Source organism: Paenarthrobacter sp. AMU7 (assembly GCF_041200195.1).
Lineage (GTDB): Bacteria > Actinomycetota > Actinomycetes > Actinomycetales > Micrococcaceae > Arthrobacter.
Map to the genome: position 1 here is coordinate 1,556,351 of NZ_CP165735.1, position 22,150 is coordinate 1,578,500.

Consider the following 22,150-nt stretch of genomic DNA (forward strand, 5'->3'; position numbering starts at 1 on the left):
CATACCGAGCAAGGAGAGCCAGTACGTGAGCCCCGAATCCACCGGTCCCGCAGCGGTCATAGTTTTGGCCGCAGGCGCTGGAACGCGCATGAAGTCCCGGACCCCCAAGATTCTCCACGAAATTGGCGGACGCTCCATGGTGGGCCACGCTCTCCTGGCAGCCCGTTCCATCACTCCGCTGAAGCTGGCGCTTGTTGTCCGGCACGAGCGCGACCGCGTGGCCGAGCACGTCACCGGGCTGGATCCCGAAGCATTGATTGTTGACCAGGACGATGTCCCCGGTACCGGTCGCGCAGTGGAGGTGGCCCTCAAGGCCCTCGACGCCGAAGCCGAACTTACCGGCACCGTCGTAGTGACGTACGGCGATGTTCCGCTCCTGACGGGCGAACTGCTTGGCGAACTCGTTACCACCCACGAGGCCGAGGGCAACGCTGTCACGGTACTCACCGCGGTCCTGGACGATGCCACGGGCTATGGCCGGATCCTCCGCGCCGAAGACGGAACTGTCACCGGCATCCGTGAACACAAAGATGCGAGCGAGTCCGAGCGCAGCATCCGCGAGGTCAACTCCGGTATCTACGCCTTCGATGCCGCCGTGCTGCGCACCGCGCTGGCGAAGGTGACCACGGACAACGCGCAAGGCGAGATGTACCTCACTGACGTCCTGGGATTGGCGCGCGACGCCGGTGGCCGGGTTGCCGCCGTCGTGACCGAAGACCGCTGGCAGGTTGAAGGCGCCAACGACCGCATCCAGCTTTCGGCGCTGGGCGCCGAGCACAACCGCCGCATCATCGAATCCTGGATGCGTGCCGGCGTGACCGTGGTTGACCCGGCCACCACCTGGATCGATTCGACGGTGACCCTCGACGAAGACGTCCGTCTGCTGCCCAACACCCAACTGCACGGTTCCACCACAGTGGCCCGCGACGCCGTCGTGGGTCCTGACACCACCTTGACCGATGTCAACGTGGGCGAGGGCGCGAAGGTGATCCGCACGCATGGTTCCGGTTCAACCATTGGCGCCAAGGCGAGCGTAGGACCGTTCACGTACCTCCGCCCGGGCACGGTGCTGGGGGAGACCGGCAAGATCGGCGCGTTCTACGAAACCAAGAACGTGACCATCGGCCGCGGTTCGAAGCTGTCCCACCTGGGCTACGCCGGCGACGCGGAAATCGGTGAGGACACCAACATCGGCTGCGGCAACATCACGGCCAACTACGACGGCGAGAAGAAGCACCGTACGGTCATCGGCTCGGGCGTCCGCACCGGTTCCAACACGGTCTTCGTTGCTCCCGTGACGGTAGGCGACGGTGCCTACAGTGGCGCCGGGGCCGTCATCCGCAAGGATGTTCCCGCAGGCGCCCTCGCCCTCAGCCTGGCCGCGCAGCGGAACGCCGAAGGTTGGGTCATTGCCAACCGTCCGGGGACCTCTTCCGCTGCTTTGGCTGAAGCCGCCCAGGAACCGGCGTCCGCCTCCACATCCTCACAATCCCCGGCAACCATAGAAGAAGGCAAATAGGCATGAGCGAAATTACCGCACACGGAGAGAAGAAATTAATTCTCGCCGCCGGAAGGGCACATCCGGAGCTGGCGCAGGAAATCGCGAAGGAGCTGGAGACTGAGCTCCTGCCCATCGACGCCTACGACTTCGCCAATGGGGAAATCTACGTCCGTTCGGCCGAGAGCGTGCGAGGCACCGATGCCTTCGTCATCCAGGCCCACCCGGCACCGCTGAACAACTGGCTGATGGAGCAGTTGATCATGATCGACTCCCTGAAGCGCGCCTCTGCCAAGAGGATCACGGTTGTTTCGCCGTTCTACCCCTACTCCCGCCAGGACAAGAAGGGCCGCGGCCGCGAGCCCATCTCGGCCCGCCTGGTTGCCGACCTGTACAAGACTGCCGGCGCGGACCGCATCATGTCCGTGGACCTGCACACCTCGCAGATCCAGGGCTTCTTCGACGGCCCCGTTGACCACCTCATGGCCATCCCGCTGTTGGCTGACTACATCCGCACCAAGGTTGAGGCTGACAACATCACCGTTGTTTCCCCCGACACTGGCCGCGTCCGCGTTGCCGAGCAGTGGGCCGAACGACTGGGCGGCGCCCCGCTGGCGTTCGTGCACAAGAGCCGCGACCTCACGGTTCCCAACCAGGCTGTTTCCAAGACCGTTGTTGGCCAGGTGGAAGGCCGCACCTGCGTCCTGATCGATGACATGATCGACACCGGTGGAACCATCTCCGGTGCTGTCCAGGTCCTGAAGAACGCCGGTGCCAAGGACGTCATCATCGCCTGCACCCACGCAGTCTTCTCCGACCCCGCGGCGCAGCGCCTGGCCGATTCCGGCGCCCGCGAAGTCGTGGTCACCAACACGCTGCCCATCCCTGCCGAGAAGCGCTTCCCGTCATTGACGGTGTTGTCGATCGCACCGCTGATTGCACGCGCCATCCGTGAAGTGTTCGACGACGGTTCGGTCACCAGCCTGTTTGACGGCAAGGCATAAGACTGCCTGAATCAGAACGGGCCATCCGCTGCCTCCGGGCATGCGGGTGGCCCGTTTTGTTGCCCGTTTTCATGTTGGACGCCTTCCGCTGCTAAACTCTTGGGGATACCTTGGCGAGGGAGAGCACATCCGGTCCACGTTGCGTGGGCCTGGGTTGCGGGTCTCCGTTATCGACTGGGTCTGCATCTCCTTCGACACAGGCGGAACGGCTGCGCAGCGGCCGCACTCAGCCGGGCGTAGAAGGTCTCCAGACCTCCGCCCTTGCTGATAGACCAGCCCGGATTTTACCGGGCGCCACAGTAATCAAGGAGTACACATGTCTGAGCAGAAGCTCACCGCAGAACTGCGCACCGAATTCGGCAAGGGTTTCGCCCGCCGTGCACGCATGGCCGGCCAGATCCCGGCTGTCATCTACGGCCACGGCGCAGAGCCGATCCACATCAACCTGCCGGGCCGCGCCACCACGCTGGCAGTGCGCGTTTCCAACGCCCTTCTGGCGATCGACGTCGAGGGCGAGCAGCACCTGACGCTCGTCAAGGACATCCAGCGCGATCCCGTAAAGCAGATCATCGAGCACGTTGACCTGCAGACCGTGAAGGCCGGCGAGAAGGTTACCGTCGACATCGCGATCCACGTTTCCGGTGAAGTTGCTCCGGGTGCTGTTGCCAGCCTCGAAGCCACCACGGTTTCCCTCGAGGCTGAGGCAACCCACGTTCCCACCGCCGTCGAGGTCAGCATCGAAGGCCTCAAGGCCGGCGAGAGCATCCACGCTTCCGACCTCGTCCTGCCGAAGGGTTCCACCCTCCTCACCGAAGGCGACACCCTGGTGGTCCGCATCGCGGAGACCGCTTCCGAGGCTGAAGAAGAAGCACCGGCCGCTGAGTAGTCTTGTGACTGCTTGAGGCGCAAGCCGTTGAGTGGCCGGGTACCTTCGGGTCCCGGCCACTTTCCTTTGTCCTTCCCCTGTTCAAGACCAGTCCCGCCGGCACATCAGTTCCCGCTGATACATCGAAACGTTCCCTAGGATGAGACCATGAGTGACACTTGGCTGATTGTCGGCCTCGGCAACCCCGGCAGTGAGTACAGCAACAACCGGCACAACGTGGGCCAGATGGTGCTGGATGAACTTGCTGCCCGCATGGGCGGAAAGTTCAAGGTCCATAAGGCCCGGGCCCAGGTAGTGGAGGGCCGGCTGGGTATCGGTGGCCCCCGTGTGGTGTTGGCCAAGCCCATGACGTACATGAACACGTCAGGGGGGCCGGTTGCGGGCTTGTGCAACTTTTTCGACATCGCCGCGGACCATGTCATAGCGGTCCACGACGAAATCGATATTCCTTTTAACACAGTCAAGCTAAAACTGGGCGGAGGCGAGGGCGGGCATAACGGCCTGCGGGACATCTCCAAAGCTCTCGCCACCAAGGACTATTTGCGCGTCCGCGTAGGAGTGGGGCGGCCTCCGGGCCGGATGGAGACCGCCGATTACGTCCTCCGGGATTTCGCCACCGCCGAAAAGAAGGAACTGCCGTTCCTGGTGGACGAGGCCGCCGACGCCGTGCAGTTGCTGATGGACCAGGGCTTGTTGTCTGCGCAGCAGAAACACCACCCCGCCAAAGCTTGAGCGAATCTTGAGGTAAGCCTGAGGAAAGCCTGACGGTCCCAAAGACCCTAAGGCCTACAAACTGTCGGCGCCCGGCGGTAGTGTGCATGGTACGCAGGTAAGCGGTGGGGGACTGTCGCGGATGTGTAGCGAAGGATGCGAATGTCGGCGGAGTTGCTAAACAAGGGCGGGGGAGGCGCAGCAAGGGCTGCGGCTCCCGATCTTGTGGGCGGACCAACGGACAGGCAAACGTGGTCGCTGCTGGCCCGCAGCCGCGATCTGTCCAAGGCGGGAAAATTCCTCGACTCACCCGATTCGTATGGGGTGGTCCTCACTGGTCAACGGGGAATCGGCAAATCCGGCCTCGCCCGCGCCGTAGTCTCCTCGCTGGGCCCCAAGGTCCACAGCCTTCAACTGCGGAACACTGTTGCCAATGGCCAAACTCCGTATGGATGCCTGGGTTTCCTGCTGGCCCGCCTGCCATCCGAAGCCGTCAGTTCTCCCACCGGCATCCTGCATGCGGTGACAAGCCTGATCAGGCAGGAAGCGGCGGGCCGGGACACCGTTCTCATTGTGGACAATGCCGGCGGCATGGACCCCATGAGCACAGGCGTGCTGCTGAACCTCATGGCCACCGGAACCGCCAAGGTAGTTGCCACAGTGCAGCGAGCCAGCGACCTGCCAGCCGACTTCCACCGCCTGGTCCTCGAAGGCGAGCTGGGGGAGGTCCATCTCAATACCCTGAGCGAAGAACAGACCAAGCAGGTGTTGGGATCGGTCCTGGGACACTACGTATCATCAACGCTGGTTGGTTCGCTGCACGCGGCAGTGGGCGGAAACCCGATGTTGCTGCATGCCCTCCTGGAAGAGCAGCGGCAAACCGGCAACTTGGTACTCAACGATTCCGTTTGGACGCTGCGCGACCGGATCAAACTGGAGGGCGCCACGGTGGTGGAGGACTTCGTCCGCTCCAAACTGGCGCGCGAAACACAGGCCAGCAGGACCGTCGTCGAAATCCTCGCCTGTGCGCAGCGCGCAACCCTGGTGGACCTGGCAGGCATCTTTGGCACCGAAGTTCTGGTAGAGATGGAAGACTCCGGGCTGCTCACCGTTGAACGGGGAGATGACCACTGGGTATCCCTGAGGGATCCCTATGTGGGCGAGGTGGTCCACAGCTGGCTGAGCACCCGCCGCAGACGCGAACTGCGGCTGATGCTTCATGGCCCCAAAGAGCCTGAACTGCAGGGCCTCGCCGCGCAGGATCTCCTGAGCTATGCCGCATGGATGCATTCCTGCGAAGACGAACCAATGCCCTCGCCGGCCCACGCCTTGGCAGCCGGACGCGCAGCACTGGACAACTACGATCCCAACTTTGCCATCCAGTGCACGCTGTCCTTGGATCCCAAAGACGAAGAGTGGGTCCCGGGGCAGCGGCTGAAAGCTGCGGCGTACCTCATGCTGGACCTGCCGTTGCACGCCGCCCAGGCTCTGGATGAGGTGTCCGAGTCCCACCTTGCCGCGCTGGACCCGGTGGAGTTCGCGGAAGTAACCGCCGCGAAATGCCAAGCAATGACGTGGATTGATGGTCGGGCGGGCATGGTGCCGGGGGTCATCTCCGACGGACTTGAGACTCTCGGGGCCATGGCCGGCAACTACCCGCCTGAGACAGTGGCCAAGGCCTATAACCGCCTACACCTGTGCAGTTATGAGTACAACACCTACATGGGTGAGTACGCCTCCATCATCGATCAATTGGAGGAAGAACTGGCCAAGGATCCTCAAGTGGACCGGGAGCACTGGTTAAGGTCGGCGTTCTTCCTGGTTGAGGCCCGCTGCATTCTGGGCCGGGAGCTTGAGGCGCAGGAACTTGCGCGGACCGTTTCACGGCATCTGGGCGATACCGACCGGCCTGCCCAGCTTGAAGAAGCCTTTGCCAAGCACGCTTTCCTGGTCCTCTTGCTGTCCGGGCAGTGGAGGCAATGCATCGAACTCATGCGTCGCACACCGTCCCGGTCGTCGCGGCTTCAGTACAGGGGTGCCCTGACTGAACTGGGTATCGGCCTCGCCTACGCCTACGCCGGTAAACCTGCCAGTGCCATTGAGCCCCTCAGATCCGCGGTTGCCCAGCTGGAACTCCGCCCGGCCATGAACATGAACAAGGTAGCCTACGCTGCCACCGCTTTTGCCTATGCGCAGGTGGGCAATTCCGTGGAAGCGGGCCGTTATCTGGACCTGTACAGGACATGCCGTGGCGAGGGAACCTATTTCTCCGAATCCGTGGCTGATTTCTGTGCTGAGATGGCTGGGCGATGGATGGGGGATCCGGACGTCAAGCAGCGGCTCCTGGCCCGGGTCCGCGACGACGTCGAGAAACAGCGGGTGACCACTGCCGGCATCTGCCTCTTCGGCGCCACGGTTGAAGGCACCGACGAAGAGTACCGGCTGCTCGAGGATATTGCCGGGCGCCGCCAGGGGCCGCTGGCCCGGATTTCCGGGAACCTCGCCCGTGGTGCACTGGACAGGAGTTCACGGTCCCTGCTGGAGGCAGCCGACGCCGCTGCCGCGCTGGACCTGTTGGTGGTCGAGGCCAGGTGCGTGGCCATGGCACTGGACTTTGCCCGGGACGCGGGTGAGACAACCGCTGCCCGCACGGCGCAGCTGAGGCTTGAACGGCTGGAGCATTCCGTGTCCGCGTTGCCGATACAACCGCGCAGCGACGCGCCGGTATTGACGGAGCGGGAACGCCAAATTGCTAAACTCGCCGGGAAGGGTGTCAGCAACCGTGAAATCGCGATGGATATTGGGGTGTCTGTGCGAACTGTCGAAGGCCATTTGTACCAGGTGTTCACAAAGTTGGGTGTTTCGTCTCGAGGCGAGCTCAATGGGCTCCTATGAGGCAGGCAACACTGTAGAAGTGCGGAGCGCCCATGCGGGCTGAGCACCTTGTAGGCCGGGACGCCGAGCTGGAACTGGCCATGAAGATCCTGCGCCAGGAAGGTGCGGGGGCTGTGCTTCTGGTAGCGGACCCCGGCATCGGAAAGACGGCCCTTGCCGCCGAAATTGCGAGCCGCCTGGCAGGGGAAATGGTGGTAATGCGGGTCCACGGAAGCCCCGCATTGTCTGCTGTGCCCTACGGTGTCCTGGCGCCCTATTTGCTGGACTTGCCTGTGGAACAAGCTACCTCGCCGGTGGCGATCCTGCGGGAGTTCTGGGCACAGTTCGAGAAACGCCGTGGCGGCCAAGGTGCACGGCTCTTGCTTATTGTGGACGATGCCCACGACCTTGACGAAGGCAGCACCCAGATCCTGGCCGAATTGGTGACGGCAGGGTGGGCCAGGCTCGTGGCCACGGGCAGGCCTCGCCCGGGTCTGCCCCCCGCGCTGCTTCAGCTGTGGTACGACGGCCTCGCCGAGCGGCTGGAGCTTCATCCCCTGGACCATGAGGGCGTCACCGAGCTCGCGGAGAAGACACTGGACGGAACCGTCATGGCCAGTGCCGCGGACGTGCTGCACTCCGTGTCCGAGGGCAATCCATTACTCCTTCGCTGCCTCCTGGACGACTCAAGGGCGGACGGAAACCTGGTGCGGCGGAACGGTGTCTGGTTCCTGACACGAGCCCTCTCGGGCAGCGGCGAAGGCTTGGCCGAGGTAGTGCGGAACCGTGTACTGCGGAGCAGCGAGGCTGAGAGGGAAGCGATGTACGTCATCGCTCTCTCCGAACCCGTCCCTGCCGCCGTGCTGGACACACAAGTTGGCAGGGAAACCGTGCGGGCGCTGATGGACAGCCGGCTGGTGCTGTCCACCAACGGGCCCGGAAGCCCCCTCAAGATGTGGCACCCCATGTACAGCGAGGCGCTGCGCCAGCTTGTTTCGCCTGCCCGCAGCCTCCAGATCCGCCAGCGCATGGTCCAACACCTGATCGCGGAGCCGCCCACGGCCGAGGGGCTGCTCCGGTTGGTGAGCTGGGCGCTGGACTGTGGTGCCGACGTCGATGATGAACAACTGCTGGAGGCAGCTTTCCTGGCTGCAAAACTGCTCCAGAACCCCCTGGCGCTGGCAGCAGCCGGCAAGGTCCGCTCCGAGGCGTTGCGCCCGCGCGCCCGCGCAGTCATGGCCATGGTCAGCTACAACGACGGCGACTTTGGCACTGCGGTGCGGCTGTTGGAAGAGGGCCTGGGGTACTTGGACGCCGATCCGTCGGGTCCCCTGGGGGCAGGGCTTTTGTGGGCCGCCGCGCGGGCGGCCATGGGTGACTCATCGCCGGACATCGTGGCCGATGCCCGGACCGCGGCGGCAGCCCTCGTCAACGGACTTCCGGAATCAGACCCCGTGGTGGGGCTTGTGGGGCGGCATGCCAAGGCACTGGAGTTGGCGGCGCTTGCCCACGAGGGCCACTACGCAGAAGTCCGTGAAGGCCTGGAGCGGTTTGGGGCAGCGCTCAGCCCGGAACAACCGGATTTTGTCATGAACCGGGTATTCCTCCTGGCCATCCAGTGCGAACTCCTGACGGTAGAGGGCCACGCCGTGGAGGCCCTCGACGCCGGCCGTGAAGCGTTGGCGATGCTGGACGAGCAGGCTGATGACCTCCTGTACTTCAGCGACTTTGTGCTGGCGCGCTACACCCTTGCCGCACTGGGAGCGGGGGACTGGGGTGCCGCAGGGACTGCCCTTGAACGTTACTCAGCGAGATCGGCCATGGGCCTCATCGTCTTTGGTGGGGACATCCAAACCCTCAAAGGGTTGTCACTGCTGCGTCAAGGCAGGCTGGAGCAGGCCGCGGAGCTGGTGACTCCGGCCGTCGAGGCACTCAGGGTCAGGGACCCCCAACAGCTGAAGAATCTGGGCAATGCACTGGCGTTCTACGCCGCGGCGAGGTCCGGCGACACCGCGCTCGCTGAGCGCCTGGCCGGCGAACAGGCCGGCCAGGCAGGCCAGCAGGCCGGTGCAGCGGCCGGAGGAGCCTACGTGGAGGCACTTGCGGAACTTTTTACCCTGGCCGGCCAGGAGTTGGTGGCCAAAGGCTCAGGACTGGACAAGCTCAGGAAGCTCCCGGAATCCATACGGCTGCATCAGGAGCCCGGTGTCCTGCTGCAAAACCTGGTGCTCCGTGCCGAGCTCGGCGACGTACAGGCCATGGAGTCCATCAAGGGGATCACCCCATCCATGTCAGGTGCCTGGGCCGCCGGATGGCTTTCCCTGGCGGAAGCACATCTGGGCGCTGACGGCCAAGGATTTGTCAACGCCGGCAACCTTCTGGCCGCGGCCGGCATGCCCGGACCAGCCGCCGTGGCGTTCGATAAAGCGGCGTTGTCCTTCGACGCCGAAGGAAAGCGACCGGAGGCCCGGCAGGCAGCGGTGCTGCGCGATGTCAGCGAAGCCAGCCTTGGTGATGCCCTGGTCCATGACCCCAGCACCGAAGCGGATCGCTCGGTGCCGTTGACCCGTCGTGAGCAGGACATCGTGGCGTTGGCAGTCTCAGGGCTCACCGACCGCCAGATCGCGGAGAAACTCATGGTGTCCGTACGCACGGTAGAGGGCCACCTCTACCGCAGTTACGCCAAGTTGGGCATCCGCCGTCGCGAAGATCTCGGGGCTGCTGTCCGTCATTGACGGCAGTGTTCCTCGAGTACTCACTAACCACCCACCACGCCACTTGGCCCCGCCACCGCACGGGTTTTGGCCAATCACTGGAGTAACCCGTGGGAGTGTTGCGCCCAAACCAAGTAGTGCGCCTCTGAGGGACTGAGTACAACAAGGTAGAGGCCCGGAAAAAGCCCCGGACTAATCGAGTACCAACTACTGGTGTACCCCGTTCGCCACCCCGGCAGTATTGATCTTGGAAGAACGGTTCAGCCCCAAGCATCACCGGGATTCCGAAAGTCGCATCATCCGCATCGGTGGTCTCTTTGAGCCGATGCACCGGACACCGAAAGGTGTTCCGGCCCTGGACGAAGCCGGCGGCGACAGAGTCTTCTGAGACCGAGACTCTCCCCCCAGCCGCCGCCGGCTTCTAGGCCAGGTAGCCCGCACTTCGCGGAAATCACCCCTCCCGGACCATGGGACTGCTGCTATTGGAGTGCGCATGCTGCCGGATCCCTGGCTGGACGAAGACACCGTCACAGTCGGGCTGAGGCCATCACCCTTCCCGGACCGGACGAGGCTCCTGGACATCATCCTTTCCGCAGTACCGTCGCCCTCCACCAGTGGCATCGTGGTGGTAGGGGACCGAGGATCCGGAAAGACCCACCTGTTGCTCTCGGTCAAAGAGGGCCTCTCCGAAAGCATGGATGTCAGAAGTTTCGCAGGAAAACCAGAGCTGAAGACCACCAGTTACGGCGCCTTGGGCGCGGCAGCTGAACCCGGCGGTGAAGACACACTGCCGCCGGGGCTTCACGTCCTCCGGGCCCTGACCAGCACCCTGGGTGCCGCTGAATATTTGTACACACCACAGATGGGCCGACGCCGGAACAAGCGCCGGGCTCACACGGCAAGGCCGCCGCTGGTTCTGTTGGTGGACGACATCCACTACGTAGACCCAGCCTCCTTGGCCGTCCTGCTGCAACTGATACCCGGTTTCGGGGCAACCTTGGTTGCAACTGCCGACAGCCGCCGGCCCCTTCCTCCGGACCTCTACCAACTCTGGGAAGACGGATTCCTGGAACAGTACGTTCTTCCGCCCTTTACCTTCAGCGAGGCTCATGCGCTGTCCGAATCCATCCTGAATGGAAAGGTCCAACGCCGTGCCAGCAGCCTTTTAGCCGCCATGAGCGGCTTCAATGTGGGGCTGCTGGGGATCGCCATCAACGATGCACGGAATGCTGGTCTGCTGGTGCAGAAGGACGGCTTTTGGACCATTGATGTCCGGGCCCACTGCGCCTGGCCAGGTGTGGTGGCACAAGTGCAGGCAGAAAACGCCGCCCGGCCTGCCGAGGAACGGCACGCACTCGAACTCATTGCGCTCGCTGAACCAGTGGCGCTGGACGTTGTGGAACACCATTTTGGCCGGAGCGCCGTTGAACACCTTCTGGCCAACCGCCACATCCGGCTGCTGGCGGGGCGGCCGCCGCTGGTCAGGACCAGTTCCTGGCTGCGTGGCGAGGGTACCCGGCTGGCCGTGCCACGACCCAGGAGCCTGGCCCTCCGCCTTGGCGTTGAGGAACCCGCACTCACGCGCGAATCCGCCCCCACCCTGCTGCGGTGGATGACATGGACCATTGACTGTGGCCTGACCCTTTCCGATGAGGTTCTTCTGGCTACCGCCCCGGCCGCTGACAGGCCGTCAACTGCCGAACTCGTCATGCGGGCCGCCGCAGCAGTGGCCGGGCCGGGCCGGAAAAACGAGGCCAGGCTCCTCAGGGCGCGGGCCTTGGTTGCAGAAGGCCTGGTGGGCGAAGCCGCCCCGGAACTGCGGGAGTTGGCAGCAGGTGGGGGATCGCCGGAGGTAAAGGCCGATGCCGGCAGCCGCCTGTTGGCATTGGAACTCCTGGGGGCTGTCCCGGGTGGAGCAACGTCCGGTCTTTCGGAGGACGCCGGTTCAGGGGAGTCTGCTTCCGGCGCCGGCCAGCCGCAGACCCTGCAGGAAATTTCCGGCCACGTGGTGTGGAACGTCCGGGAAGCCGAACGGCTCTTACTCGCTGGATCCGCCCCGGAAGCGTTGGAGCGGTCAACTGCGGCAATGGCGGCCGTTGACGCGGACCCTGCCCTGGAGATGTTCCGGCCTGGGGTGCTGCTCCGGCACGTAGTATGCCTTCGCAACAATCTGGCCTGGAGCCAAATAGATTCACTCCTGGAGTGTCCTGCGGCCTTTGTCCTCCCCACATACCTGGCCGTGTGCTTGGACGTTGCCCGAGGGTACGCCGAACTCAGCCAGGGGCTTCCCCGCGCCGCGCGGGGAACTTTGGAGCCGGTCCTTGCGGAACTGTCCGACGCCGGCCTTCCGCCGGTACTGGCATTCGCTGCAGCACTGCTGGCCTACTCCGAGGCGCTGTGCGGAAACCCTGCGCAGGCGATTGAGCGTAGTGGGCAGAGCCTCGCTGCTTTGCGGGAAGTCGGGGATCCCGCTGGCCTCCTTCCCCAGCTCGGCTCCGTCTATTTGGCGGCGGCGCAGGACCAGATGGCCGGTAAGCCGGGCCATCTGTTGGCGCTGGCAGAACAACTCCACCACCAGGGCAGCACGTTGTTGGAAGCCGAGGCAGTGTCCCTCCTGACGCTGAACGCAAGCAGTGCCGCCGTCGACGACCTTGTGGTCCAGCGGCGGCTGTCAGGACTTGCTGCGGAAATTCACGGAGCCGGAGGAGCCGCCCTGGGAACGTTTGCAGAGGCACTGCTGGACAACGATCCCAAGACGTTGGAAGCTGCGGGAAGAAGTTTGTCTGCCGACAGGCTGTTTGCCCATGCTTCCGTGTGCTTCTCCCGAGCGGCCAGCGGGTATGAAGCCCGAACCCGGAGTGCAGCAAGCCGGCGCACATTGGTCCTGGTTGAACGGTTGCGTAACGCGTTCGACAGCGGGGCTGTTCCGCCGCTGGGGTGGGTACCCGGGAGGGCCGGCGGCTGAACGTGCTGTAAGGCACACCTGCGGCACCGCACGGCAGGGGCCACCGTGGGATAATAGGGAGTCCCTGAAGGATTTCCAAGGAGCGCCCCTTGACTGCCGTATCAACCCCCGCCTCACTGCTGCGGTCCGTGCATGCCATGGACAATGCGGAGGTGCTGCGGATCCGGAATGACTTCCCGGTGCTGGACCAGATGGTCAACGGTAAACCCTTGATCTATCTGGACTCCGGCGCCACGTCGCAGAACCCGCTCAGCGTCATCGAGGCCGAGCAGGAGTACTACGAACAACGTAATGCGGCCGTCCACCGTGGAGCCCACCACCTTGCCGTGGAAGCCACGGAGGTCTTCGAGGACGCACGCCAGACCGTGGCGGACTTCATCGGCGCGCAGTACGAGGAAACCGTGTGGACCTCCAACGCCACCGAGGGACTCAACCTCATCAGCTACGCACTATCCAACGCCGGGTTGTGGGCGGCGCAGGGCCGTGGCGATTCGCGCCTGAAGGACCTGGCCGTGGGACCGGGCGACGAGATCGTGGTCACCGAAATGGAGCACCACGCCAACCTCATCCCCTGGCAGGAGCTGGCCTTCCGGACGGGGGCCACCCTGAAGTACATCCCCGTCACCGACAACGGAACGCTGATGCTCGACGCCGCAGCCGGGATCGTGGGGGAACGGACCAGGCTCCTGGCCTTCACCCACGCTTCCAACGTCCTGGGGACCATCAACCCGGTGGTGGAGCTCGTGGCACTCGCCCGCAAGGTCGGGGCCCTGGTGGTCCTGGATGCATGCCAGTCCGTGCCGCATCTGGCCGTGGACGTCAAGGAGTTGGACGTCGACTTCGCGGTGTTCTCCGGGCACAAAATGCTGGCGCCTACAGGTGTCGGCGTGCTTTACGGCAAGCAGGAACTCCTTGATGTCATGCCGCCCTTCCTCACCGGTGGTTCGATGATCACCACGGTCACCATGGAGCGGGCCGAGTACTTGCCGGCGCCCCAGCGGTTCGAGGCCGGTACCCAGCGGATCTCCCAGGCTGTGGCGCTTGCTGCCGCCGTGAACTACCTCACCGAGACTGGCATTGACCGCATCCATGCGTGGGAAACGACGCTTGGTCAGCGCCTCGTCAAAGGGCTCGAGAGCATCGACGGCATCCGCGTCGTAGGTCCCGCCTCCGGGTCCGAGCGAATCGGCCTGGCAGCGTTCGACGTCGCCGGTGTCCACGCGCACGACGTCGGGCAGTTCCTTGATGATCGCGGCATCGCCGTTCGTGTCGGTCACCACTGCGCCCAGCCGCTGCACCGCCGCCTGGGCCTGACGGCCACTACCCGGGCGAGCACCTACCTTTACAACACCACGGACGACGTCGATGCTTTCCTCGATGCTGTTTCCGGGGTCCGGGCATACTTCCAGGCCTGACCTTCGGCAGCCCTGGAAGCCAGGCAGCCTCCACCAACGATTTTTCGCAGAACAGGCAACAACCACCATGAGTCTTGACCAGCTGTACCAGCAGATCATCCTGGACCACTCCAAGCAGCGGCACGGCAGCGGCTTGGCTGAAACGCCAGCCCCCGAAGGTGCGTCCACCGGCCAATCACACCAGCTGAACCCGGTGTGCGGCGACGAAGTAACGCTGCGGTTGGCCGTTGCTGACGGAACGGTCCGGCAGATCAGCTGGGACGGCGCGGGTTGCTCGATTTCCATGGCCTCGGCCTCGGTGCTCAGTGAACTGGCCGAGGGCATGTCCGTGGAGGAATTGCACTCTGTGATCGAGAACTTCCGTGAGGTCCTGCGGTCCCGTGGCAAAGTCCAGGCGGACCCGGAGATCCTGGGCGACGCTGCCGCTTTCGAGGGCGTTGCCCGTTACGTGGCGCGCGTGAAGTGCGCCATGATCTCCTGGGTTGCTGCCGAGGACGCGCTCAACCAGGCCACCGCCTGACCTTCAGCAGCAGCCCAGCACCCGCGCGTCAGTGGCGGGCAAAGACATCCGGTACGCCGTCGCCGTCGTCGTCCCGTTCTTCATCCGCCTGCACCTGACGGTACCGCCGGTTACGGGCCCTGAGTACGACGGCGGCCAGCAGCGCCGAAATCAGGGACCCTGCCAGGATGGCCACCTTGGCGTGGTCATTGTGGGCTGAACCGGTGCCGAAGCTCAGTTCGCCAATGAGAAGCGAAACCGTGAAGCCGATGCCCGCCAGAAGAGCCAGCCCAAAAAGGTCGATCCAGGAAATGCTGGAGTCGAGGCTTGCGCGGGTGGTTTTGGTGACCAGGTACGTGGTGCCGAAAACGCCCACTGCCTTGCCCACCACCAGTGCTGCCACAATGCCGACGGCCACGGGATCCGTGAGCGCTGCCCCCATGCCATCGAATCCGCCCAAGGCCACGCCTGCGGAGAAGAACGCGAAGACGGGCACTGCGAAGCCTGCCGAGAACGGGCGCAGCCGGTGCTCGAAGTGCTCAGCCAGGCCTTCGGCCGGTTCTCCCTTCTTGCCGCTGGCCAGGACCGGAACGGCGAAGCCCAACAGCACCCCCGCCACCGTGGCGTGGATCCCGGAAGCGTGGACGAAGCCCCACGTGGCCAAAGCAAGGGGTACGAGCAAGTACCAGCTGCGGATCCGCTTCTGGACCAGGAACGTGAAGAGGGCCAACGGCACCAAGGCGGCCAACAGCATGAGCGGCTGCAGTCCCGTGGAATAGAAGAAGGCGATGATGCCGATGGCGATGAGGTCGTCCACCACGGCGAGGGTCAGCAGGAACGTTCGGAGAGCGGCCGGCAGGTGGGTGTTGATGACGGCCAGTACGGCCAGGGCGAAAGCGATGTCCGTGGCGGTAGGAATGGCCCAGCCCTTGAGCGTCTCAGGGGACCCGAGGTTGAAGAGGACAAAGATGGCTGCCGGAACCACTACGCCGCCGATCGCCGCGGCGACGGGAACAACTGCTTTCGCGGGTTTGCGGAGTTCGCCGGCCACGAACTCGCGTTTGAGCTCAAGGCCTGCCAAGAAGAAGAACACCGCCAGGAGGCCGTCCGAGGCCCAATGGCCGAGGCTCAGCTCAAGATGCCAGGGCTCGAAGCCGATCTTGACGTCGCGGAATGCGAAGTAGCCGTCGGCCACGGGAGAGTTGGCCCAAATCAGGGCGACTACGGTGGCTGCCAGGAGGAGCGCGCCGCCCACTGTTTCCGTGCGAAGGATCGAGAGGATCCTGCGGTACTCGGGGTAACTGGAGCGCGAGAAAACTGCGCTTGAGCTGCTGGGTTGCTGAGGGGCTGCAGGGGGCTTCTGGGCCACGGGGGCTCCTTACTTGCGCAAAATCAATCGGTCTCAGGGGAGCACAAAGGCTCCGCCGACCAGACTTCCCGGCACACCAATAACCATCTTACCCAACTGAGTAACAGCAGAGCGCGTTATCAGCTCCCATAACGCGCTCTGCTGCTACTTAGTTGGGTGAAACCTAGGCGACGAGGCCCGCAATCCCAATGGCTGCCGTCGCGAGTCCCAGCACCATGGAGATGGTGACCAGCACAACGTGGACCGTGAGGAACTTGGTGGCCTTGCCTGCGGCATCGCGGGCGCGGGGATCCTTCATGACGCGCTTGAGGAACTGCGGCCACACCACCAGGGACCAGGCCCCGGCAACGATCAGGACAACCGCAAGGACAGCGGGGATCTCCACCTTAGTGGCTTTCGAGCCAGGCCTGGGCCTGCTGCGACTGGATGTTCAGGGCTTTGCCCACCATCGGCTCAGCGGCGTCTGCGATCTTGCCACCGAGGAACGGCACCGAAGAAGACACGTTGCCTTCGAGCTCGATCCGGGTGTTGCTGCCATCAGCCACGAGGCGCTGGACGGCCGTGACGTCCAGGGGAGCACCCGAGATCTTGAGAGCGATGTTGCTGGCCCGCGAACCGTCGGCGGCGGGAGCTTCCCACTGCTCGGTCTGGGTGACCTTCAGGGTTTCGCCAACAAACTTGCGGGCAATATCCGGCAGGCGGGTGGTGGGCAGGGTGCGGACTGTGGTGGTGCTGAAGGCGCCGGCGGGGTCGCCGTCGATGGTGAACGATTCCAGGGAGCCGCCCACCAGTTCGCTCGTGTGACGCAGGAAATCTTCGTTGACGAATACGGCAGCAACGCGGTCAACGCTGTGCGGCAGGGTGGTGGATGCGCTCAGGGCCATGGGTCCTCCGTGAATGGTGGTGGTGAAGCTTTTTAGCTCCCAACATCCTACGGGGTCTCGCTGGCCACCCCTGAACCGGCGGTCTTGGGCGGGCTTTCCTGGAGGGCGATGGCCGCTGCCGAGATGTTGCGGGCCATGGACGGGAAGATCAAGCCGTGGAACGGGTAGACACCCAGCCAGTAGAGCCGCCCGGCCAAGCCTCGCGGGAAGAAAATGGCGCGCTGTTTGTAAAGGCTGCCATTACCGTCGGGTTCCACCGCCAGCTCCAACCATGCCCCTCCCGGTGCCCGCATCTCGGCCCGCAGGCGCAGCAGGTGCCCCCGGTCAATGGCCTCCACCCGCCACCAATCCACTACCTCGCCGGTGTTCAGCGTCTTGGGATGCCGGCGTCCCCGCAACAATCCGGCGCCGCCTTGGAGCTTGTCAAGCCACCCGCGGATCCGCCAGGCCAAGGGCAGGGAGTACCATCCGTTCTTGCCGCCGATGCCTTCGATGATGGTCCAGACATGTTCCGGCGTCGCCTCGCTGTGGAAGGTCCGTTCGTCCAGGAACACTTTGTAACCGGCCCAGTCGGGGTCGCTGGGAAGCGGATCGGCGTCGATGCCGGCGTTGGCCCAGGTGGTCTCCACCTGCCCGTCCCGTTCCTTGCCGAGCGCCAAGGCGACGGCGCGGCGGTAGGGCGTCAGGCCGCCGTCGGGCTGCGGGAAGTAACGGTCGACGTCGTGCTCCCGCGACACCGCGTCATGCTGCAGCGACTGCACCAACGGCAGGGACATGGACAACGGAATGGGGGTCACCAAGGCGACCCACAAACCGGCAAGCTTCGGTGCAGGCACAGGGAGCGCAATGACCAGCCGCCGGGGGAGCCCACGCTCCACGGCGTACTCGTTCATCATCTCCTTGTACTTCAGGACGTCCCGGGACCCAATGTCGAAGGAACGGTTCACCTTCTCCGGGAGCGCCGCGGCAGCTACGAGGTAATGCAGGACGTCACGGACAGCGATGGCCTCAACACGGTTGCCAACCCAACTTGGCGCGGGCATCACGGGAAGGGTTTCGGCGAGGTGCCGGATCATCTCGAACGACGCCGACCCGGAACCAATCACCACACCGGCCTGGAACACGATCGCGTCCACCGGCGAATCGAGGAACACCTTTCCCACAGTCTCGCGGGACCGCATGTGGACGGAAAGTTCCTCGTTCTCCGGGTGCAGTCCGCCGAGGTAGACAACCCTGTCCACGTGGGCCTCGGCTGCGGCTTCTGCCACGAGCCGGGCCATTGCTTCTTCCTTGGCCTCGAATCCGCTGCCGGACGCCATGGAGTGGACCAGGTAATACAGGACGTCCACGCCAGCCAGGGCCTCGGTGAGGCCTTCGGCGTCGGACAAGCTGTTCTCGATGATCTCCACGCGGTCATGCCAGGGAACATCGGCGATCTTCTGTGGCGTGCGGACCAGGACTTTGACCCTGTGGCCGGCCTCGAGGAGCCGGGGGACAAGGCGGCCGCCGATGTAGCCGGTGGCGCCGGTCACCAGAACGGTCTTGGTGTCCTGCGGGGTGTTGGAATGGGTGGCTTCCGAAGGCTGCAAAGGAACTCCTGGGGCTGGGGGTAGAGGTAGGCTGGAATGACCCGGCGTTCATCTGAATTTCCGGGCATTTGTGTTGCCTGCCCTTGGACCCACCCTAGGAGTTTCTGTCATGAGCCTCAACGGTCTGCGCCGCGCATTGGCGGAGGACAAGACTTTCGCGCGCGTCCGAACGGAAGCTCAGCGGCCCTTCAGCGACCGCAACACTGACTACCAGATCAGCGCGCCCACGGGCATGCGGGCTGTGCTGCTCGCGGAAATGGCCGACGCCCTGGCCGACGCAGCCGCCGACGGCGCTGGTACTCCCGTGGTCCTCGCCATCACAGCTACTGGCCGCGAAGCCGAAGACCTCACCGCTGCTCTGGCCTCCTATCTTCCGGCCGGGTCCGTGGCCGCCTTCCCCAGCTGGGAAACCCTCCCGCACGAGCGGCTGTCGCCCCGCTCGGACACCGTGGGCCGGCGCCTATCCGTCTTGCGCCGCCTGACCCACCCGGAGACGTCGACGGCGGCCCCCTTGCGCGTAGTGGTGGCTCCTGTCCGCGCCGTGGTCCAGCCTCTTGTGGCCGGCCTGGGTGACCTGGTTCCGGTGACGCTGCAGGTGGGACAGGAACGCTCGTTCACGGAGGTAGTCCGCGCGCTGTCCGATGCCGCGTATGCCCGTGTGGACATGGTGACCCACCGTGGCGAATTCGCCGTCCGTGGTGGCATCCTTGACGTCTTCCCGCCCACCGAGGACCATCCCATCCGCGTGGAATTCTTCGGTGATGAAGTGGACCAGATGCGCTGGTTCGCCGTAGCCGACCAGCGCTCGCTGTCCGCCCCCGGCATACACCACCCCACGGCGCTCCATGCTCCGCCGTGCCGCGAAATCCTGATCACGCCCTCCGTGATGTCCCGCGCGTCCAAGCTGAAGGCGGACATGCCGGCAGCTGCGGACATGCTGGAAAAGATCGCCGGCGGCATCGCTGTTGAAGGCATGGAATCGCTGGCGCCCGTGCTGGTGGACGCCATGGTCCCGTTCGTGGACCAGCTCCCGGCCGGGTCCTTGTCCGTTGTCATCGAACCAGAGAAGGTACGCACCCGCGCGCACGATCTCGCGGCCACCAACGAGGAATTCCTGGAAGCCGCCTGGTCAACAGCGTCCGACGGCGGTGCGGCGCCCCTTGACCTGTCGTCCCAGGCCTCCACGGACCTGCATGCTGCCAGTTTCCGGTCCCTGACCGACACCCGCTCGGCTGCCCTTGCCCACAACGTCTCCTGGTGGTCCATCACCTCACTGGCCACTGATGAGGACCTGGTCCTGGACATCGACGTCCTGAACATGCGTGCCCGTGAACCTCGGGGCTACCAAGGTGAAGTGGCGGAGATGCTGGAATTCATCGGCTCCCGCGTCCGCGAGCAATGGCGGGTGGTGGTGGTGACCGATGGTCCCGGGCCTGCCCAACGCCTGGCGGAGCTGTTCCACGACGCCGATATTCCGTGTTCCCGCGTTGAGTCGCTGGAGAAGGATCCGCAGCCAGGCATCATCGAGGTGACCACCGCCGCCGTCGGACGTGGTTTTGTCCTGGACGGCCTCAAACTGGGCCTGTTGACCGAAGCCGACCTGCTGGGTCGCGCGACGGCCAGTTCCACCAAGGACATGCGCCGCATGCCGTCCAAGCGCCGCAACGCCGTGGATCCGTTGCAGCTGCACGCCGGCGATTTTGTGGTGCACGAGCAGCACGGCATCGGCAGGTTCGTGGAGCTCATCCAGCGCAAAGTGGCTGGCACATCGTCGTCCGATGCCGGGCTGCGCGAGTACCTCGTGCTGGAGTATGCGCCGTCCAAACGCGGCGCCCCCGGGGACAGGCTCTTTGTGCCCACCGACCAGCTGGACCAGGTGACCCGCTACGTCGGCGGAGACACCCCCGCGTTGAGCAAAATGGGTGGTGCCGATTGGGCCAGCACCAAGTCCAAGGCCCGCAAGGCGGTCAAGGAAATCGCCGGAGAGTTGATCCGGCTGTACTCCGCCCGCATGGCATCCCGCGGACATGCCTTCGCCCCCGATACCCCGTGGCAGCGCGAACTGGAGGAAGCTTTCCCGTATGTGGAGACGCCCGACCAGTTGACCACCATCAACGAGGTCAAGGCGGACATGGAACGGGAGATTCCCATGGACCGGCTGGTGTCCGGTGACGTGGGCTACGGCAAGACGGAAATCGCCGTCCGTGCAGCGTTCAAGGCCGTTCAGGATGGCAAGCAAGTAGCTGTGCTGGTGCCCACCACACTGTTGGCGCAGCAACACTATGAAACCTTCACGGAGCGCTTCTCCGGGTTCCCGTTGCGGGTGAAGCCGCTGTCCCGTTTCCAGAGCACCAAAGAAGCCAAGGAAACGGCCGAGGGTGTCAAGAGCGGGGCCGTGGACGTAGTGATCGGCACGCACCGGCTGCTGTCCAAGGACTTCGAGTTCAAGGACCTGGGCTTGGTGATCGTGGACGAAGAACAACGCTTCGGGGTGGAACACAAGGAAGCGCTCAAGAAAATGCGCACCAACGTTGATGTACTGGCGATGAGTGCAACGCCGATTCCCCGAACCCTCGAAATGTCCCTCACTGGCATCCGGGAAACATCCACCCTGGCCACGCCGCCTGAGGAACGCCACCCCGTACTGACCTACGTGGGCCCGTACACGAACAAGCAGACCTCTGCAGCGATCCGTCGCGAACTTATGCGCGAGGGACAGGTGTTCTTTGTCCACAACCGGGTTTCCTCGATCGAGCGCATCGCCGCACAAATCCGCGAACTTGTTCCGGAAGCCCGCGTGGAAGTTGCCCACGGACAGATGTCCGAAAGCCGCCTCGAGAAGATCATCGTGGACTTCTGGGAGAAGCGGTTCGACGTCCTGGTCTGCACCACCATCATTGAGACGGGCCTGGACATCTCCAACGCCAACACCCTGATTGTGGATGGCGCGGACAAGTACGGCCTCTCGCAACTCCACCAGCTCCGTGGACGGGTTGGCCGTGGCCGTGAACGCGCCTACGCCTACTTCCTGTACCCCTCCGAGAAGCCATTGGGCGAGGTAGCGCTGGAACGCCTCAAAGCCGTGGCAGCGCACAACGAACTCGGGGCCGGGATGCAGCTGGCCATGAAGGACCTTGAAATCCGTGGCGCGGGAAACCTCCTGGGCGGTGAGCAGTCAGGTCACATCCAAGGCGTCGGCTTTGACCTTTACATCCGCCTGGTGGGCGAGGCTGTGGCCGAGTACCGCGGTGAGGCCGAGGAAAAGGCGGCGGAAATGAAGATCGAACTGCCCGTCAACGCCCACCTTCCGCACGACTACGTGCCGGGCGAAAGGTTGCGCCTGGAGGCCTACCGCAAACTGGCCGCTGCCATCACGTACGAAGCGATTGACGAAGTCCTGGCCGAACTGGTGGACCGTTACGGCGAGCCACCGCTGCCTGCGCAGAACCTCATTGCCGTGGCGCGCTTCAGGGTGGGGGCCCGCGAAGCCGGCCTGTCCGACGTCGCGCTCCAAGGCAACTTCATCCGATTCTCGCCGGCGCAACTGCCCGAATCCAAAACCATGCGCCTGAACCGCATGTACCCGGGCTCCCAAGTGAAGCCCGCAATGGATGCCGTCCTGATTCCCAAGCCCAAAACCGCCAGGATCGGCGGGCGCGACCTCCAGGATGCCGAAATCCTGCAGTGGGCCAACACCGTCATTGAAGCCATTTTCACCGACGTACCTGTGAAGGCTGGCTAA

General features: G+C 64.3%; 14 protein-coding genes. 10 read left to right on the plus strand and 4 right to left on the minus strand.

Going from position 1 to position 22,150, the window contains the following annotated elements; translation table 11 throughout:
* Nucleotides 1–25 precede the first annotated feature (25 nt).
* From glmU to sufU, 9 genes are all read left to right on the plus strand, one after another.
* The gene (glmU, locus tag ABQM86_RS07250; protein WP_207596835.1) at nucleotides 26–1,519 is read left to right on the plus strand and encodes a bifunctional UDP-N-acetylglucosamine diphosphorylase/glucosamine-1-phosphate N-acetyltransferase GlmU; all 1,494 of its coding nucleotides are present in this window, start codon (nucleotides 26–28) and stop codon (nucleotides 1,517–1,519) included.
* Between the two features lie 2 nt (nucleotides 1,520–1,521).
* Complete coding sequence (locus ABQM86_RS07255) at nucleotides 1,522–2,502, plus strand: ribose-phosphate diphosphokinase (protein WP_011774071.1); 981 nt, start codon at nucleotides 1,522–1,524, stop codon at nucleotides 2,500–2,502.
* Between the two features lie 316 nt (nucleotides 2,503–2,818).
* Nucleotides 2,819–3,388: a 50S ribosomal protein L25/general stress protein Ctc gene (locus ABQM86_RS07260; protein WP_207596836.1), complete on the plus strand. Its 570-nt coding sequence runs from the start codon at nucleotides 2,819–2,821 to the stop codon at nucleotides 3,386–3,388.
* 147 nt (nucleotides 3,389–3,535) lie between these two features.
* Nucleotides 3,536–4,120 carry an aminoacyl-tRNA hydrolase gene (pth, locus tag ABQM86_RS07265; RefSeq protein ID WP_280627533.1) on the plus strand — a complete coding sequence of 195 codons (585 nt, stop codon included), beginning with the start codon at nucleotides 3,536–3,538 and terminating at the stop codon, nucleotides 4,118–4,120.
* Nucleotides 4,121–4,261: 141 nt separating this feature from the next.
* The gene (locus tag ABQM86_RS07270; RefSeq protein ID WP_369746276.1) at nucleotides 4,262–6,994 is read left to right on the plus strand and encodes a LuxR C-terminal-related transcriptional regulator; all 2,733 of its coding nucleotides are present in this window, start codon (nucleotides 4,262–4,264) and stop codon (nucleotides 6,992–6,994) included.
* Nucleotides 6,995–7,026: 32 nt separating this feature from the next.
* Nucleotides 7,027–9,708, plus strand: a complete 2,682-nt coding sequence (locus tag ABQM86_RS07275; RefSeq protein WP_369746277.1) for an AAA family ATPase — start codon at nucleotides 7,027–7,029, stop codon at nucleotides 9,706–9,708.
* Nucleotides 9,709–10,180: 472 nt separating this feature from the next.
* Nucleotides 10,181–12,652, plus strand: coding sequence for an ATP-binding protein (locus tag ABQM86_RS07280; protein ID WP_369746278.1), 2,472 nt, complete (start codon nucleotides 10,181–10,183; stop codon nucleotides 12,650–12,652).
* Between the two features lie 89 nt (nucleotides 12,653–12,741).
* The gene (locus ABQM86_RS07285; RefSeq protein WP_369746279.1) at nucleotides 12,742–14,067 is read left to right on the plus strand and encodes a cysteine desulfurase; all 1,326 of its coding nucleotides are present in this window, start codon (nucleotides 12,742–12,744) and stop codon (nucleotides 14,065–14,067) included.
* A 67-nt stretch (nucleotides 14,068–14,134) separates the two neighbouring features.
* A complete protein-coding gene (sufU, locus tag ABQM86_RS07290) occupies nucleotides 14,135–14,587 on the plus strand; it encodes a Fe-S cluster assembly sulfur transfer protein SufU (protein ID WP_207596842.1) in 453 nt (150 codons plus the stop codon).
* Between the two features lie 28 nt (nucleotides 14,588–14,615).
* On the opposite strand, the gene nhaA is transcribed toward sufU, so the two are convergent.
* The 4 genes from nhaA to ABQM86_RS07310 form a co-directional block, all read right to left on the minus strand.
* The gene (nhaA, locus tag ABQM86_RS07295) at nucleotides 14,616–15,935 is read right to left on the minus strand and encodes a Na+/H+ antiporter NhaA (protein WP_337339559.1); all 1,320 of its coding nucleotides are present in this window, start codon (nucleotides 15,933–15,935) and stop codon (nucleotides 14,616–14,618) included.
* A gap of 163 nt (nucleotides 15,936–16,098) precedes the next feature.
* Nucleotides 16,099–16,320 carry an SCO4848 family membrane protein gene (locus ABQM86_RS07300; RefSeq protein ID WP_207596844.1) on the minus strand — a complete coding sequence of 74 codons (222 nt, stop codon included), beginning with the start codon at nucleotides 16,318–16,320 and terminating at the stop codon, nucleotides 16,099–16,101.
* A gap of 1 nt (nucleotide 16,321) precedes the next feature.
* The gene (locus ABQM86_RS07305; RefSeq protein ID WP_089594214.1) at nucleotides 16,322–16,819 is read right to left on the minus strand and encodes a DUF2505 domain-containing protein; all 498 of its coding nucleotides are present in this window, start codon (nucleotides 16,817–16,819) and stop codon (nucleotides 16,322–16,324) included.
* Nucleotides 16,820–16,866: 47 nt separating this feature from the next.
* Complete coding sequence (locus ABQM86_RS07310) at nucleotides 16,867–18,408, minus strand: SDR family oxidoreductase (RefSeq protein WP_369746280.1); 1,542 nt, start codon at nucleotides 18,406–18,408, stop codon at nucleotides 16,867–16,869.
* A 109-nt stretch (nucleotides 18,409–18,517) separates the two neighbouring features.
* On the opposite strand from ABQM86_RS07310, the gene mfd reads away from it, so the two are divergent.
* Nucleotides 18,518–22,150: a transcription-repair coupling factor gene (gene mfd / locus ABQM86_RS07315; protein WP_369746281.1), complete on the plus strand. Its 3,633-nt coding sequence runs from the start codon at nucleotides 18,518–18,520 to the stop codon at nucleotides 22,148–22,150.